A 15,612-nucleotide genomic window follows, 5' to 3' on the forward strand; every position below is an offset into this window, starting at 1 on the left:
AGTTACTTTATAAATTTAGCGTGGTAGAAGTTCGATGCGCTGGTGCCGTATGCTACATATAGTCCGCTGGCCATGCCTGCTATATCGATCTTTACCGGGCGCTGTGAAGGTACAATCTCTTTTTGATATTGAACACGTCCTGACATATCAATTATATAAATTGTATTCAGGCTCTCTGATGACTCTACCGTCAATTCGGTATGCTGTGTATTCTGTGAGACCTTGAAATTGCGTGGCTTCTCTCCTTCCGATGTACCGGTTACTAGATCACGAATGCGGATCACCAGTCCTCCTTCGGGAGACAGCCGGAAATTCAATTTACTCTGGTTGTTAACGGTAACAACCTCCTGGGTATACGCTTTGGCATTGGTATCCGACTGATCATTGTCGCGCAGGATCTCCGCCATCCGTTCAACGCCATCGGGCAGAAAGGCAAAATCAATTTCAATATTCCTTCCTTCATGATTCGTCATGGCGCCTACATACCATTCGTCTCCGCGCTGTCGTGCCACAACAGCATACTCACCCAGCATGGCTTCGAGCGGTATAGTCTTGTCCCATGTAGTGGGTACTGCTGACAGGAACTTTGTAACGTTAATATACTTTCTGTACTCGGTCGGAGAATCGCACAGGTAGCCCAGGGGTTGGTCGAATATAACATACATCGCCAACTCATGCGAACGTGTCCCCATCGTATTGGGTATACCGGTAGGGATCGGTGTAAATTGTGAACGGTGTACATTACGCATCGAGCCCGGAGTATAATCCAACGGTCCGGCTAACATGCGGATGAACGGAAATTGCAAATGATAGTCCGCATTCGGTGTATCATCCCACTTGGCACACTCGGCACCGCGTACGGCTTCCATGTTCAAAATGTTCGGATAGGTACGTTGCAAGCCTGTGGGTTTTCCGCATCCGTGAAAGAGGACTATAAGCTCCTGTTCGGCACATGCCTTTGCCAGTTGTTCGAACCAGTTGATGGCAACCTGGTCATCGCGTTCAATCAAATCGATCTTTACACCGGCAGCTCCCATAGTCTTGAACTGCGCAAGTCTTGCAGGATTAACCACGGGAAGATTAATGAAGTCCCACACAATGACTTTTACATTTTTACTCGCGGCATACTGGCATACCTGCGTTGCATAGCTCATGTTCCAGCCTGCATCCATGGTGATATACTCCAGTTTGTTTTCGGCTGCAAAGTCGATATAGAATTTATAGAGTTGCAGGCTGAGGTTGTTGAGCCCTGACGGGAAGAGCGTTGTCTCCAGAATAGCATCATGCCACCACTCCCACGCAGATTTACCGGGCTTGATCCACGAAGTATTGCTGATGACAGAAGGCGTGGCAAGTTTGAAGATGAGCTCGTTGTTCAGGAGATCAACATCTTTTTGTGAGACAATAACGACACGCCACGGATACGTTCGGGTACCTTTTGTTTTGGCGAGATAATCTTCGCGAGTCAGCACGCGGTGGTAAGCATATACATCATCCGGATCGGAAACCGTTTTAGGATATTGCGCCCATTTACCTTTCACTCCATTCTGTCCATTTCGTTCCAGGTACATACCAGGATAATCAAACAGATCTGCCTCGGCAATCACCAGGCGTATACCGGTTTGTTCATAGGAGAACAATGTTGGTGTAACTGAAAATTTACTGGTGGCTATAGCTGCGAGTGAAGTATAGGTTGAATAGGCGCGCTCCCACGAACGCATTTGCGGATCAGCTTCCGGGAATACAACACTCGGCACGGAAGTAAAATTAAACGAAGCTTCCTCCGACAGCACATTGACATCGCCAGACATGGAAGTAACAAAGCGATACGCAACGCCCTCGTCATACGCACGGAAGATCAAGGCATATTGTCCGGTAAAATTTACCGTGAGCTCATTAAAATGATCCGTAACCGTAGTCGATTTTCCATAGGGACGCGTGATGGTTTCGTTAACACTGCGGGTACTTGTAGATTGAACTGTTCCATTCTTACCCGGAGATATTCCATTGCTCAGTGTCAGTGATATGAGCGATGGTGCCACAAGCTGCTCGCTGCGGAGTACCACATCATACTTAACATCAGTGCCCACATGCACGTTTATCTTTAGCAACCCATTGGGCGATGTAACGGTATATTCCTGTGCACTTGCATGGCCCGTATACAGACCTATAAGTATCAACAGGGAACGAAAACATCTTTGTATATTCATAGTTTTACAATTAATCTACACTGTAGCCACGCTGAACTGGTATATAATTTTCTGTTCGTAGCGCTCGCCAGGATTCAATACGGTGGAAGGAAAATGCGCATGGTTAGGACTATCCGGAAAATACTGACACTCCAGGCATATACCTTCAAACGGCTTATAGGCATTCGCATGATGTGTCTGTGAAATACCCGACAGAAAATCTCCGCTATATACCTGCACTCCGGGATACGAAGTATATACTTCCAGCACGCGTCCGCTTTCAGGATCGCTCAGGCGGCACCTTATAATATCCTTTTGGTTATTGTCACGGAAGATATAGTAGTGATTCAGTCCCTGCCTGTTATCAACATTTGGGACAATCTTGTCACCTAATCGCGTTTCGTCTTCAAAGGAATATTTACCGGCCGGCAGAATCGCACCGGTCGGTATATACGAACTGGTTGTCTCCAGTATAGAAGACGAATCGATCTGCAACCGGTGATCGAGAATTGTATAGCGACACGCGGAAAGATTGAAATACGCGTGATTGGTAAAATTCAACACGGTTGTCTGATCCGTAGTGGCTTCGTAACCAATCTGCAATTGCTGATCATCGTTCCAGGTATAGCTTACTCTCAATTGGACATTCCCCGGAAAGCCTCCTTCACCATCTGCACTGGAAAGTGTAAATGTTATACCGTTGTCCTGCAGCGTGTAATCAAAAACCTGTGCGTGAAATCCCTGATAGCCGCCGTGATTGGTATTTTGGTAATCGTTTCGATCCAATGTATATGCCTTGCCGCTCAGCGTAAACTGTGCACCACCGATCCGATTAGCAAACCGGCCGACTGTACTGCCTATATAGCATTGATCGCACAGGTAACCCTCCAGCAAAGGAAATCCCAATACAACATTCTCTTTAACACCCTTTGTATCCGGCACAACCACAGAGACGAGAGTCGCACCATAATTGGTTAACTCTACATACGAACCTTCTGCATTTACTAACCGAAACAGGTATACATCTTTACCGGCATGACTTCCCCATGAGACACGGGATATATTTTTAGCAAGATGTTCTGTCTCCATGTTATTGCTTCTGAGATATTATCTCCTGTACCTTTCCTGCGATTTTGATCTTTACTTTTTCAGGTTTTGCAGAAGCAACTTTGTAGTTTGTAATCACTCCGTCCTTCCATTCGAAGTCTGCGATAAAATTACCACGTGCTTTCAGTCCGGTAACTCTGCCTGACTTTTTCCAGGCATCTGGTATAGCGGGTATAAATTCTATGTAGCCATCATGACTCTGCAAGAGCATCTCTGCTATACCCGCTGTACCACCGAAGTTTCCATCGATCTGGAACGGAGGTCCTGCTGATAACATATTCGGATAGGTACCACCACCGCCACCGTAGTTGATGTGCGTATCATAAGTAGGCAGTAACAATTCTCTCAAAAGTTTATAGGCACGATTGCCTTCGCGTAATCTTGCCCAGAACAAAAGCTTATAGGCCTTTGACCATCCCGGGCTATCATCACCGCGCACTTCAAGTGTTTTTCTGCAAGCTTCTGCAAAAGCTGGTGTACGATCCGGTGTAATGAGCGATGCCGGATATAGTCCGTAGAGATGAGAAATGTGGCGATGCTTCTTATCAGCTTCCGGATATTCTTCAAGCCATTCCATGAGTCTTCCATCCGAAGCAATCTGTCCTGCAGGAGGCAGCTTCAATAGTTTTTTACGAAGTGCTTCCCTGAACTCAGCGTCAGTGTTCAGTAATTCACTCGCAGTAATAACATTAGTAAAGAGCTCACGCGTGATCTGGTTATCGATGGTTGGCCCCATGCATACATTTACATGTTTACCACTTGGCATCACAAATGAATTCTCCGGTGATACTGAGGGTGCTGTTACGAGCCATTGGTGCTTCGGCTCTTCTACCAGTACACTGCTATAGAATTGTGCAGAACCTTTAAGTATAGGGTATATTTGTTTGAGATAGGCTATATCTTTTGTGAACGCATAGTGTTCCCACAAATTATTGCACAGCCAGCCGGAGCCTGACGTTGTTGATCCCCACGAAGCATCTTCACCCGGCTCGGTATAGCCCCATATATTCGTGATCACGTGCGCAACCCAGCCTTCTGCATTATAGTATGCCTTCGCAGTTCGTTCACCCGAAGGAACCATGCCGCTCACAAGATCAGCCAGCGGCAAATTCAGTTCAGACAGATTGGACACTTCTACCGGCCAGTGGTTCATTTGTACATTAACATCCAAGTGGTAATCACCATTCCACGGAGTCTGTACCTGGTTCGCCCAGAGTCCTTGTAAGTTTGGAGGAAGTAATCCAACGCGTGTACTACTAATGGTGAGGTAGCGACCAAACTGGTAAAATAACACGGGTATACCGTTATCATTCTCCGGATTTTTATAGAATGCTTCGAGTCGTTTATCCGTTGGTAATTTTTCATTGACACTCGCACCGAGATCAACACTTACACGATCGAATAATTTCCTATAATTAACTATATGTTCTTTCTTCAGCGTGGTATAGGGTTTACCGGTCGCACGCTTCAACGTTTCTGCATTTTGCTCCTGGAAACCCGCATTTCTGAAATCCGTGGCAGCCGCTATATATAGTATAATTTCCGTAGCACCTTTCACAACAATCGATTTGTCGGTTAATGTTATCGTACCATCTTTCACAACCGGCTTAACAAGAACTTCGTAACGCATGCCTTTACCATCCGTTCCATTGTTGAGTTGTCCGGACATACGCAGTACATCTTTGTACACCGATGTTATGAATCGCTCCGGACGATCTAATGAAATGGTCCCGGTAAGAGCTCCTTTTTTTCCAGCAGTAAATTTCACTACGTCCACATCATCAGCGAAACTGGTAAAGTACTCGCGGGTATAGGCTATATTGTTTACGGTAAACGAAGTGCTGGCGAGCGCATCGTTGAGTGACAGGTTTCGGTTATAGTTTGTAAACGCAGGTTCGCGTGTACCCGACCCGTTGTAGCTAAACTCCACCTGCAAGTTGCCAAGCACCTGGTAACAACCGAAAGGGACATTGGCACCGCTACCTCTCCCCGAGCCTTCGCCCTCGCACACAAATGATTTGTTGATGAGTGCCTCTGCTTCATCATTCTTACCCTGCATCAGCAAACTTCGAATAGCGGGTAAATGTTCGTGTGCGGTATATTTGTTAGCATCCTGCGGTGAACCCGACCAGAGAGTGATATCGTTGAGTACAATGGTTTCTTTATGAACTCCACCATCGGGCATCATTCCCAACCGGCCGTTTCCAAGGGGAAGAGTCGCCTCCCACATCGCAGCCGGTTTGTCATACCATAACTTCAGGGTTTGCGCATAGCCACACGTTGTGCCGAGAAACACGATACAGCTTGCCAGTGACACTAAAAACGTTCGTTTCATTTTTTGCATGCAGATTAGTTAGTTTGATCGAAGTTGCGTTTACAACACGCGTGCAAAAATTCTGCATTTTTAGGATAGATTGAAACAGTGACCATCGTTCGTGACATCGTTATTTTGATGAATCAGTGACGAATGATTTCGGTTTCGAATTGTTCCAGGGTTTTGCCCTTTGTTTCCGGAGCAAATTTCAGCAGGATGATAAAGTATATAAAGCATATACCGGAGAACAGGAAGAACGTCTGCGGTGCATCCAGTAATTCGATCAGTACCGGGAAGCCATACGCCAGCGCAAAGCACGCAACCCACAGACTACACGTTGCTACAGATACAGCTATCCCCCTGATCTTCGAAGGAAATATCTCGGAGATCAACACCCATGTTACCGGTGCGAGCGTAGCAGCATACGTTGCTATAAAGGCCAGTACAAAGAAGGTAAGTATATATCCTTCAAAAATGTTAAAGTAGTAGCAAATACCAACCAGTAACAACCATAGCGCCATAAGCGATGAACCGGCCAGCATGAGTTTCTTGCGCCCGAGTTTATCTACAAGCTGCATGGCGACAAGGGTAAAGATGAGGTTGATCGCTCCGATCATGATCTGCTGAAAAAGCTGATCCTGTACATTCATGCCGGCCTTCTCAAAAATGATAGGCGCGTAGAAGAATATAGCGTTCGCTCCCGAGATCTGTTGGAAGACGGCCATGGCAATGCCAAGCATCACAATAAATGTTATACCCGGACGAATCAAATCCGTAAGTTTACCTTTCACATCATTACTCATCCGGGTTTGAATACCACGAATCTCTTCTTCTACTTCGCGCTCGCTGCCGTTCAGTTTTTGTAAAACCACCCGCGCATCATCGATCCGTTTTTTATTGATAAGCCATCGCGGACTTTCCGGCACAAGGAATACGCTTACAAAAAATACCACGGCAGGTATAGCTCCTGACGTAAACATCCAACGCCAGTTGTTCTCGAAATCTGCCAGCAGGTAATTGGAGAAGTATGCGAGTAAAATTCCGATCACTACAGTGAGTTGATTAACCGAAACCATGCGTCCGCGTATCGGGGCGGGGCTTACTTCCGCTATATATAGAGGCGAAAGCATGGAGGCAGCACCGACACCTATACCGGCAATAATACGCCAGAGAATGAGCATGCTATAACTACTCGCCCACCCCATGAAAACAGATGAGAGCATAAATATACCAGACGCTATGATCAACGGAAATTTTCTTCCGAAGCGATCCGCGCAGTATCCGGTGATCAATGTACCTATGATGCATCCTACATATAGCGAACTGCCGGTCCAGCCTAGTTCAGCTTCTGTGAGATTATAGTACGGTTGTATAAAAGGAATGGTACCCGAGAAAATGGCGATGTCGAATCCGAACAACAAACCGCCAAAGGCTGCAATGAGACTGATTAACAGGATATAGGATTTATTCGCCATTCAGAAATCGTTTCTACAAATCTGTAATGAAAATTCAACCGTTTGAATGGAGAATTGAACGATAATGATGGACTTTCTTATGATTCCTCCAACCCGCGGCAGTTTTCATTTTTTCTATGGAAAATAGAGCTTTGACTACTCTTTTTTACTCCGGTATTCCATCGGAGAAACCCCCATTATTTTGGTGAATAACCTCGAAAAATAGTACGGATCTTCGATGCCCAGCTTCAATGCAATCTCGTTGATGCGCAGGGTCGTGAACAACAGGTATTGACACGCGCGCTGGATTTTTAAATGATTGAAATATATAATGGGCGAATAGCCTGTCTTCTTTCTGAATATACTGGAGTAATGCGACACCGATAAATTTACCGATGCTGCCAACTGCTCAAGTGTCAATGATTTATCCAGGTGGTCCTGCATATATGTAATGGAAACATCCACCTGGTCTTTCTCTGCGTGTAGCCCGGACGTGAATTTGTCTGCGAACGACAACGAGGCGAGAAAATACTGAAAGCTTATGCTGGAATAAAGGAGGTTATCCAGACTATAGCCACCTTCCAGGTTTTTATACATGGAATCAAACACGCGAATGCGTTCTTCCAGGAAGATTGTATAGTTCACAAAACTCTTTGCCTGTTTGGACAGTACCGATGAAAAATATATACTTTGTGATCCCTTGAAGTGCATCCAATATATAGTCCATGGATTTTCTTCATCTGCACCATATTTGTGTGCCATGTTTGCCGGAATGATGAGGTAGTGATTGGGATTGACTTCAAAGCGTCCTGCCGGAATTTCAAGCCAGCCCTTTCCTTCTATACAATAGATGAGAATATTCTGCGATATACCCGAAGGTCTTTCCCGATAATGATATTGGGCCCGCGGATAGAAGCCCACATCCGTTATGAACAACGCATTGACAGGCGCTGTATGCTGACATACCTCGAGTATCTTTTTGGGGAGCACAATTGCCTTTTGTCCTTCGAATCCTTCCTGTTTACGAATTGAATTCATACCATAACATTGTCCATCAAAAGCGAAAATTAGTCCATCGAAGCATAATTCCAAGCATTCTACTTTTACAAAAAACAATCGTTTTAATGGGAACCAACAGTCGTGTACAAGTTTGGGAAGAGAAAATCACTATTCCCACCTATGGGATCGGTAAACCAGAAAAAAATCCAATCTTCCTGGAAAACAGAGTCTACCAGGGAAGCAGTGGCGTTGTATATCCGCACCCGGTAATTGAAAAGATACTGGATGATAAAGAAGACAAAGTATACCACGCGTTGTTTCTCGAGAACGCCTATCTCAAAATCATGATTCTGCCGGAACTGGGTGGAAGAATTCAAATGGCCTTTGATAAAATCCGGAATCGTCACTTTATATACTATAACCAGGTGATCAAACCTGCACTTGTCGGGCTAACAGGTCCGTGGATCTCCGGTGGTATAGAATTCAACTGGCCGCAACATCACCGTCCGAGTACATTTGATCCGATCGATTATACTATTGAAGAACATAGCGATGGCAGCAGAACCATTTGGGTCAGTGAAGTGGAGCGTATGTTCCGGACAAAAGGAATGGCTGGCTTCAGACTATATCCGGATAAAGCTTACCTGGAGATCAACGCAAAACTATATAACCGCACGCCTTTCCCGCAGACATTTCTGTGGTGGGCTAACCCGGCCGTAAAGGTAAATGATGACTACCAATCGGTATTTCCTCCTGATGTAAACGCTGTGTTTGACCATGGTAAACGCGATGTATCTGAATTTCCAATCGCGAAAGGCATATACTATAAAGTTGATTACTCGAAAGGTGTAGATATATCGCGCTATAAAAATATACCGGTGCCCACGTCCTATATGGCTATCAAGTCTAAATATGATTTCATGGGCGGGTATGAGCACGACACGAAAGGCGGTTTATTACACGTTGCCAATCATCATGTATCGCCCGGCAAAAAACAATGGACGTGGGGCAAAGGTGAATTCGGTTTTGCTTGGGACAGAAATCTTACCGATGAAGACGGTCCCTATATCGAACTGATGACAGGTGTATTTACGGACAATCAACCGGACTTCTCATGGATACAGCCGTTTGAAGAGCGAACCTTTACACAATACTTCATGCCCTATAGCGAGCTGGGGGTTGTAAAGAATGCTACCAAAGATGCTTTTGTTAATCTGGAGATCAGCGGAAGTACCATCGATATAAAACTATACACTACTGCATCGCATCAACAGGCGCGTGTAATTCTATTGTACAACGAGCAAGAAATCTGGACAGACTATATTTCCATTGCTCCGGAGACACCGTACAGCAATGTTATAACCAAAGAGATCAATCAACCCGAGAAACTGAAAGTCTTGTTAGTAAGTGCGGCAGGAAATATACTCGTGCAATATCAACCCGAAGCTGCTAAAACAAAAGATATACCTGCCTCGGCAAAACCTGCACTTGAGCCTGCTGCAATTACAAGTACAGAACAACTGTTTCTGACCGGTTTGCATATCGAACAATATCGCCACGCTACATTTAAAGCTACCGATTATTACCGGGAAGCCCTGAGACGCGAGCCCGGTGATGCACGCTGCAACAATGCAATGGGCCTCTGGCTATTGAAGCGCGCTAAATTCAGCGAAGCAGAAAAGTATTTTAACACGGCCATTCAAACACTCACGGAACGCAATCCGAATCCGTATGACGGTGAGCCTTACTTTAACCTTGGGTTATGTCTCAATTACCTTGAGCGTTACGATGAAGCCTTTGATGCCTGGTATAAATGTACCTGGAATGTAGCCTGGCAGGATGCTGCGTATTTAAACCTGGCGCGTATAGCCTGTCGCAGGAACAATTTTGAAGAAGCGCTCGACCTGATGAATAAATCACTCAACCGAAATTATAACAGTGCGGTAGCGCGACACCTCAAGACCGTTATCCTGCGAAAACTGAATCGTGTAACCGAAGCGTTGCAACTGGCAGAAGAATCTCTCCTGCTGGATAAGTTCAATGTAGGATGTATATATGAACAACACCTTCTATATACTGCACTGACGCAGAAAGATAAAGCGGATGAACGCCTGCAACATGTACATAAAATAGCAAGACACTATGTACACAACTATATCGAGTATGCACTCGACTATGCACACGCAGGTCTTTATTCAGAAGCAGGAAGCCTGCTTGCAAGCCTCGATACGAACCGGGACGTATACCCGATTGTATATTACCTGCTGGGATACTTTGAAACGAAGAATGGTGATTTAAAAGTGGCCAATAGTTACTATCAACGTGCAGCACAATCTAAAGCAGACTATTGTTTCCCGAACCGCATTGAGGAAGCCGTTGCGTTACAGGCTGCAATCGTACGTCATGGTGCCGATGCAAAAGCTCCGTATTACCTCGGTAATTTCTGGTATGCGAATCGTCAATATAGTGACGCTATAGTTGCATGGGAACAGTCGAGGAATCTCGATCCCTCCTTCCCGACTGTACACCGTAACCTGGCGTTAGCATATCATAACAAGCGCTCTGATGCATCTGCAGCATTGCAAAGTCTGGAGAAAGCGTTTTCGCTCGATACAACGGATGCGCGTGTACTGATGGAACTCGATCAGCTTTATAAAAAGCTGAACAAGTCTCATTCGGAACGACTGGCTTTGCTCGAACAATATATAGCGCTCACAGAAAGTCGTGATGATCTATACCTGGAACGAATTACGCTCTATAATCTAACGGGCGATCATGCGAAAGCATTGGCATTGATCTCCTCGCGCAAGTTTCACCCGTGGGAAGGTGGAGAAGGCAAAGTTGTAGGACAATACCTGGTATGCCTGCTGGAACTTGCTAAAGCAGCTATCGCTGAAGGACAAGCCGGACAGGCACTCGATTACCTGGAGCGCGCACAAAATTACCCGTATAACCTGGGTGAAGGAAAACTCTATGGTGCGCAAGAAAACGATATATTCCACCTGACGGGCTGTGCCTTGCAATTGTCCGGAAATATAGCAAAAGCCAAAACATTCTTCGAAAAAGCAACGGTAGGGCTAAGCGAACCGGTGCAAGCCATTTACTACAACGATCAACAACCGGATAAGATCTTTTACCAGGGACTAGCCTGGAATAAACTCGGACAACCGGAAAAAGCACAAGCTATATTTAACCGGTTGATTTCATTTGGCAAACAACATCTGAACGACACCATCAAGATTGACTACTTTGCTGTATCGCTACCCGATCTGCTGGTTTTTGATCAAGACCTGAACCTGCGAAATAAAGTACATTGTCATTACCTGATGGCACTGGGATACCTTGGATTAAACCACGACCAGGTACATGATGCTGAAAAGAATTTTGACTTTGTGCTAACGCATGATGTAAATCACCTCGGTGCCTTTATTCACCGAAACATGATTACACAACCTTTATTGGTCTCGTAAATATACCGTATAGTTTCAGCAGCTTATAAAGGTGACTATTTATGGTTGCCTTTATTTTTGCCTATATAATTCGGGTAGAGTTCCGAATTAAAAGCTCGGTAGCCAGCACTTTCGTAACCGGTTTGAAGTCGTCCTTCTGGTCCATCTGCTCGAGAAACAACGCAGCGGCTACACGACCGATTTCGTCAGCTGGCTGAGACACGGTGGTGAGTGAAGGTTCAATAAATTGTGAAACCGGCTCATCGGTAAAACCGATAATCGATATATCATCCGGTATACGAATGTTCCTGCTCTTGAATACTTGCATGACCTGTATGGCTACCGGGTCGTTGAGACAAAGTATAGCATCGGGCCGCTTATTACCGGAGAGTAACTGATCAGCCGCACTCATTACATCATTTTTTAAATCGTGGCAGTGAAAGACAAAATCATCATCGAGAGCTATACCGTTTCGCTGAAGAGCATCGGTGTATCCTTTGAGGCGCTGGTTGCTGATATACAGATGTTCCGGCCCTCCTATATAGGCTATATTTCGGCAACCGGTCTGTATGAGGTATTCTGTAGCTTTTGAAGCGCCATCATGATCATCGACAATTACTTTGTTGGCGTGTACCGACTCCGTAACGCGATCAAACAACACCACCGGTATGCGCTTGTCCAGCAATGCCTGCAAGTGATCGTACGAATCCGTCTCACTGGATAACGATATCAGAAGTCCATCGACACGGTTCGCAACCAGCATTTGTATATTGGACTGCTCTATCTCCAGCGACTCCAGCGACTGACAGATCATCACACCGTAGTTGTGGGTCGCTGCATACTCCTGTATACCGCTGATCACCGAAGAGAAAAAATGCAGATTGATCTGCGGCACCACAACCCCCAGGGTATTGGTTCGCTTGATGCGCAGATTCTGTGCAACACGATTGGGTTGATAGTGTAACTTCTCCGCGAGCTCCAGTACATGTTTCTTTTTCTCAGGATCTACATTCGAAGCATTGCGCAACGCACGCGACACAGTAGAAATGGAAACGCCAAGCTTTAGTGCTAAATCCCGAATCGTTACCTGTGCATTTTTCATATCATCATCAAATCAACACGAAACCAAACCTATATTTCAAAATAAGTAAGCACCACCAGGCGTAGACCCGGTAGTGCCGTACAACGAACCCCGGAATTTATTCCTTCACCACTTTAAATATCCGGCTGTTGCCATCAGCATTTACGACCGAGATAAAGTATATACCTTTGGCGTAAGCTGCCAGTTTCAATTCATATTCACGTACCTTCAGATTCTTCTTTTCCAACAGAACATCTCCATTAGAAGCCAGCAGTCTGCATGAACGAATGGTCTTTTCATTTCTGATCTTCACCACATCGTTTGTCGGGTTGGGATAGAGCACAGTAGTATCATTGCCCGCTTCAGGCTCCGAAGATGTAACGGTGCCCGGGGTAAATCTGAAAATAAAAGCGTCTCTTGCAGGAGCCGTTATTTTCAATGAAGACCCCGTTAGCGCCTGCGGCATATTTCTGAATAACTCCCGTATCGTATAATCACCTGCCGGTATACCCAGTCGTGCAAGACTGAGGTCCATTGCTTTCTGCTCGCCATAGTTTATCACCGCTACATAATAGGTGTCACCGATTTTATTGACGAACGCTTCACTGGCGCTCTGGGCAGCATTACCCTCTATGGGTGTGAAGGCTACACCATTTTTGGCAATGGTCAGTATATCTTCTTTCTGTAACAGATCTTTCGCACGATCAGTCCATTGTCCTGTTGTGGCAAAATCATCACCCGTGATCAAGGTCCCATTAATTACACCGGAAGCTAAACGCGCACGGTTCTCCCCCAGTGATTTGTTGCTGAACACCAAATGATCGGCATCTATGAAATTATAGATATGCGTTTGCCACCAGCCATACGTTGTGCTGTTCAGAGTATATTCGGTTGCACCTATATCTGAATACGCATCGCAGGCAATTCTTCGCGAATGCGCATAGCGGCCCGTTGCCAGGCTCGGTGATATCGCTACATATACCAGCATTTTACTGTCCAGTTTATCAACGAGGTATTCCATTCCTTTACGGAACGCCTGCATCCCGGTAGTTACGGTTGGATCATAAAAATCATCCGCTTCAATCGCAGCGTGCCCGATGAAGTCAATCTTGATCATTTCAAATCCACACGCTTTGAATTTATTGATGAGTAACTCAATGCGTTTCTGTGTTGCGGGGTGTGTCGGGTCCATGGCACGCGCACCATCCAGGTCATGATAGGCACCGTTTACTTTGGTCCATACATCCTGGTAATTATAGGCACCATTGGTTCCTTCTACGGATCTGCTGGTCTTTCCCCAATCCACAAAAGGCGCCCAATATATACCGGGTTTCAGTCCGCGTTCCTTGCAATAATTTACAAAGGCAATCAGTTGTGTAAAATCACCTTCAATACCACCGCTCACCATATTGTCCCAATACGAATCGAGATCGATATAGGCTGTCTCACCATTTCTGAATTTCGGCAGGCTCGCAGAGAAGAACTGCGCCACAGCCTTGGCTTTATCAAGATTCAGCTTGTCTTGTATAGCGCCCCAACTATTCCATCCAAACGGAACCGGGTTTGTCCAATCAAATATATACCTTGGTTCTGCGATAGCATTTGCCTTACCATAGTCATCCAATCCGGTGCGCCAGTCATCATATACACCTATAAATACCTTCGGCGATTTAACAGAATCACCAGACAGTGTACCGTGTGCTATACCATCGCGCGTTACATTCTTCTCAGCATAACCACCCCACACCGTTAATTCACTTAATACATTATTGGTACCCGTTGTACGCACACCAGTCTTCCAAACCATGTGCTCTACAGAACCAACTATCAAACCTGCACGACTATTATTTTCATAGTAGGCCGTTACCTCTGAACTTGTATTGGTAAGCGTTGAGCTTAGTGATTTTGATTGATAGCGTATAAACGTATCGTTGTCAAACGGAACAAACAAAACCCGGTTATCCCCGGTCGCCTGTATATTTACCTGCTCCGATACAAATGGCGCCATATAATTGGTGCTGATGTTGGCACCGCGTACGATCACTTCGGTAAGCAGGTAATTCTTTCCTTCATACGCATAAAAGATCTGCTGCATCTCAGGTAAACCTGCCGCTGTTAACGTAACCTTCATTTTCTTACCGGTACCAAAGGCATCCGTTGTATCTTTTGTTGTTACGGTGCGTAACGTATAGCTCTTGCTATTGAGTGTCACTCCCCCGCTCACTACGACTGCATAAGCATTTGAGACAATTATGTTGTCCTGAACGGATACATTCGCTGTACCGGTTTGTACATTATATACCAGTTTACTGTTTGCTCCGAATGTGAGCGTCTGTGCTGTTACCGAAACAGACGAAAGCATAACAATCATGAACAGGCCTATCAGGCCGGTATATCTATAGTTTCGTTTCTGTGGCTTCATTGTTACAAGCATTTTTACATCATTTTATTTTAAACTATATCTCTTCCTGCGTAATCCGGATAAAAAGCTTCCATGCAGATATTGCTTTTATATCTGAATCATGCTTCTCCGGTAAATATTTACCTAGCGAACTTCTTCGATCACCAGCACTACGCTTTTTCTTGCATTGTTAACATCGGGATTAAAACCGACTTTCATCAGGAAATCTCCGGAATAGATCTGCTCCGGATTGATTGACGATTGTGTGCCGGGATATAGATTCGTCTCCCGTATTTTATAGCGCTTGCCTGCGTCCAGACCCTTCAGTTTTACCGGAAGTATGCTGCCTTCACCATAGCGGTTCTTCACCAGGTAGTTGAACAGCACAGCCTTTCGCTTGTCGTTCTGCACATATAGTAAAGATGCTATACTTTGCTCTTTCGGATCAGCCAAACGATACAGATCGCCCTCCCATATAACAGGCTTGAGTGCGTTGTAATTTTGTATAGCCTCCTGGCAGAACTTCAGATCTTTCTCCGGCAGATCATGCACTACGATGTCAAAGCCAAGTTTACCCATCATTGCAACATCTACTCTGAACTTCAAAGGCTGCTTGCC

9 protein-coding genes are annotated in these 15,612 nt (G+C 45.3%); 1 reads left to right on the top strand and 8 read right to left on the bottom strand.

Annotated features, from left to right (window positions below; genetic code table 11):
* Positions 1-2: 2 nt before the first annotated feature.
* The 5 genes from ACFQ21_RS10385 to ACFQ21_RS10405 all read right to left on the bottom strand — a co-directional run bounded on the left by ACFQ21_RS10385 (position 3) and on the right by ACFQ21_RS10405 (position 8,102).
* Positions 3-2,210: a glycoside hydrolase family 97 catalytic domain-containing protein gene (locus ACFQ21_RS10385; RefSeq protein ID WP_377578655.1), complete on the bottom strand. Its 2,208-nt coding sequence runs from the start codon at positions 2,208-2,210 to the stop codon at positions 3-5.
* A 15-nt stretch (positions 2,211-2,225) separates the two neighbouring features.
* Positions 2,226-3,278, bottom strand: a complete 1,053-nt coding sequence (locus tag ACFQ21_RS10390; RefSeq protein WP_377578657.1) for an aldose epimerase family protein — start codon at positions 3,276-3,278, stop codon at positions 2,226-2,228.
* A gap of 1 nt (position 3,279) precedes the next feature.
* Entirely contained in the window at positions 3,280-5,631 is a 2,352-nt protein-coding gene (locus tag ACFQ21_RS10395; RefSeq protein ID WP_377578659.1) for a glycoside hydrolase family 95 protein, read from the bottom strand.
* Positions 5,632-5,753: 122 nt separating this feature from the next.
* Positions 5,754-7,085 (bottom strand): sugar porter family MFS transporter, encoded by a 1,332-nt coding sequence (locus ACFQ21_RS10400; RefSeq protein WP_377578661.1) that lies wholly within the window; start codon positions 7,083-7,085, stop codon positions 5,754-5,756.
* A 135-nt stretch (positions 7,086-7,220) separates the two neighbouring features.
* On the bottom strand, positions 7,221-8,102 hold the full coding sequence (locus tag ACFQ21_RS10405) for an AraC family transcriptional regulator (protein ID WP_377578663.1): 882 nt from the start codon (positions 8,100-8,102) through the stop codon (positions 7,221-7,223).
* A gap of 86 nt (positions 8,103-8,188) precedes the next feature.
* Between ACFQ21_RS10405 and ACFQ21_RS10410 the strand changes: the two genes are divergently transcribed.
* Positions 8,189-11,533 carry a DUF5107 domain-containing protein gene (locus tag ACFQ21_RS10410; protein WP_377578665.1) on the top strand — a complete coding sequence of 1,115 codons (3,345 nt, stop codon included), beginning with the start codon at positions 8,189-8,191 and terminating at the stop codon, positions 11,531-11,533.
* A 61-nt stretch (positions 11,534-11,594) separates the two neighbouring features.
* Here the strand turns inward: ACFQ21_RS10410 and ACFQ21_RS10415 are convergent, their stop codons facing one another.
* From ACFQ21_RS10415 to ACFQ21_RS10425, 3 genes are all read right to left on the bottom strand, one after another.
* Positions 11,595-12,614 (bottom strand): LacI family DNA-binding transcriptional regulator, encoded by a 1,020-nt coding sequence (locus ACFQ21_RS10415; protein WP_377578667.1) that lies wholly within the window; start codon positions 12,612-12,614, stop codon positions 11,595-11,597.
* Between the two features lie 97 nt (positions 12,615-12,711).
* Positions 12,712-15,015, bottom strand: coding sequence for a T9SS type A sorting domain-containing protein (locus tag ACFQ21_RS10420; protein ID WP_377578669.1), 2,304 nt, complete (start codon positions 15,013-15,015; stop codon positions 12,712-12,714).
* A 123-nt stretch (positions 15,016-15,138) separates the two neighbouring features.
* Positions 15,139-15,612 (bottom strand): GH36 C-terminal domain-containing protein (locus ACFQ21_RS10425; protein ID WP_377578671.1); only part of this gene is annotated, 474 nt, incomplete at its 5' end.

It is taken from the genome of Ohtaekwangia kribbensis, from assembly GCF_042676245.1.
Lineage (GTDB): Bacteria > Bacteroidota > Bacteroidia > Cytophagales > Cyclobacteriaceae > Ohtaekwangia > Ohtaekwangia kribbensis.

Bases quoted from the DNA above. Each gene is read 5' to 3' on its own strand.
- ACFQ21_RS10385 (WP_377578655.1), bottom strand. From the start codon at position 2,210: ATGAATATACAAAGATGTTTTCGTTCCCTGTTGATACTTATAGGTCTG.
- ACFQ21_RS10390 (WP_377578657.1), bottom strand. From the start codon at position 3,278: ATGGAGACAGAACATCTTGCTAAAAATATATCCCGTGTCTCATGGGGA.
- ACFQ21_RS10395 (WP_377578659.1), bottom strand. From the start codon at position 5,631: ATGAAACGAACGTTTTTAGTGTCACTGGCAAGCTGTATCGTGTTTCTC.
- ACFQ21_RS10400 (WP_377578661.1), bottom strand. From the start codon at position 7,085: ATGGCGAATAAATCCTATATCCTGTTAATCAGTCTCATTGCAGCCTTT.
- ACFQ21_RS10405 (WP_377578663.1), bottom strand. From the start codon at position 8,102: ATGAATTCAATTCGTAAACAGGAAGGATTCGAAGGACAAAAGGCAATT.
- ACFQ21_RS10410 (WP_377578665.1), top strand. From the start codon at position 8,189: ATGGGAACCAACAGTCGTGTACAAGTTTGGGAAGAGAAAATCACTATT.
- ACFQ21_RS10415 (WP_377578667.1), bottom strand. From the start codon at position 12,614: ATGAAAAATGCACAGGTAACGATTCGGGATTTAGCACTAAAGCTTGGC.
- ACFQ21_RS10420 (WP_377578669.1), bottom strand. From the start codon at position 15,015: ATGAAGCCACAGAAACGAAACTATAGATATACCGGCCTGATAGGCCTG.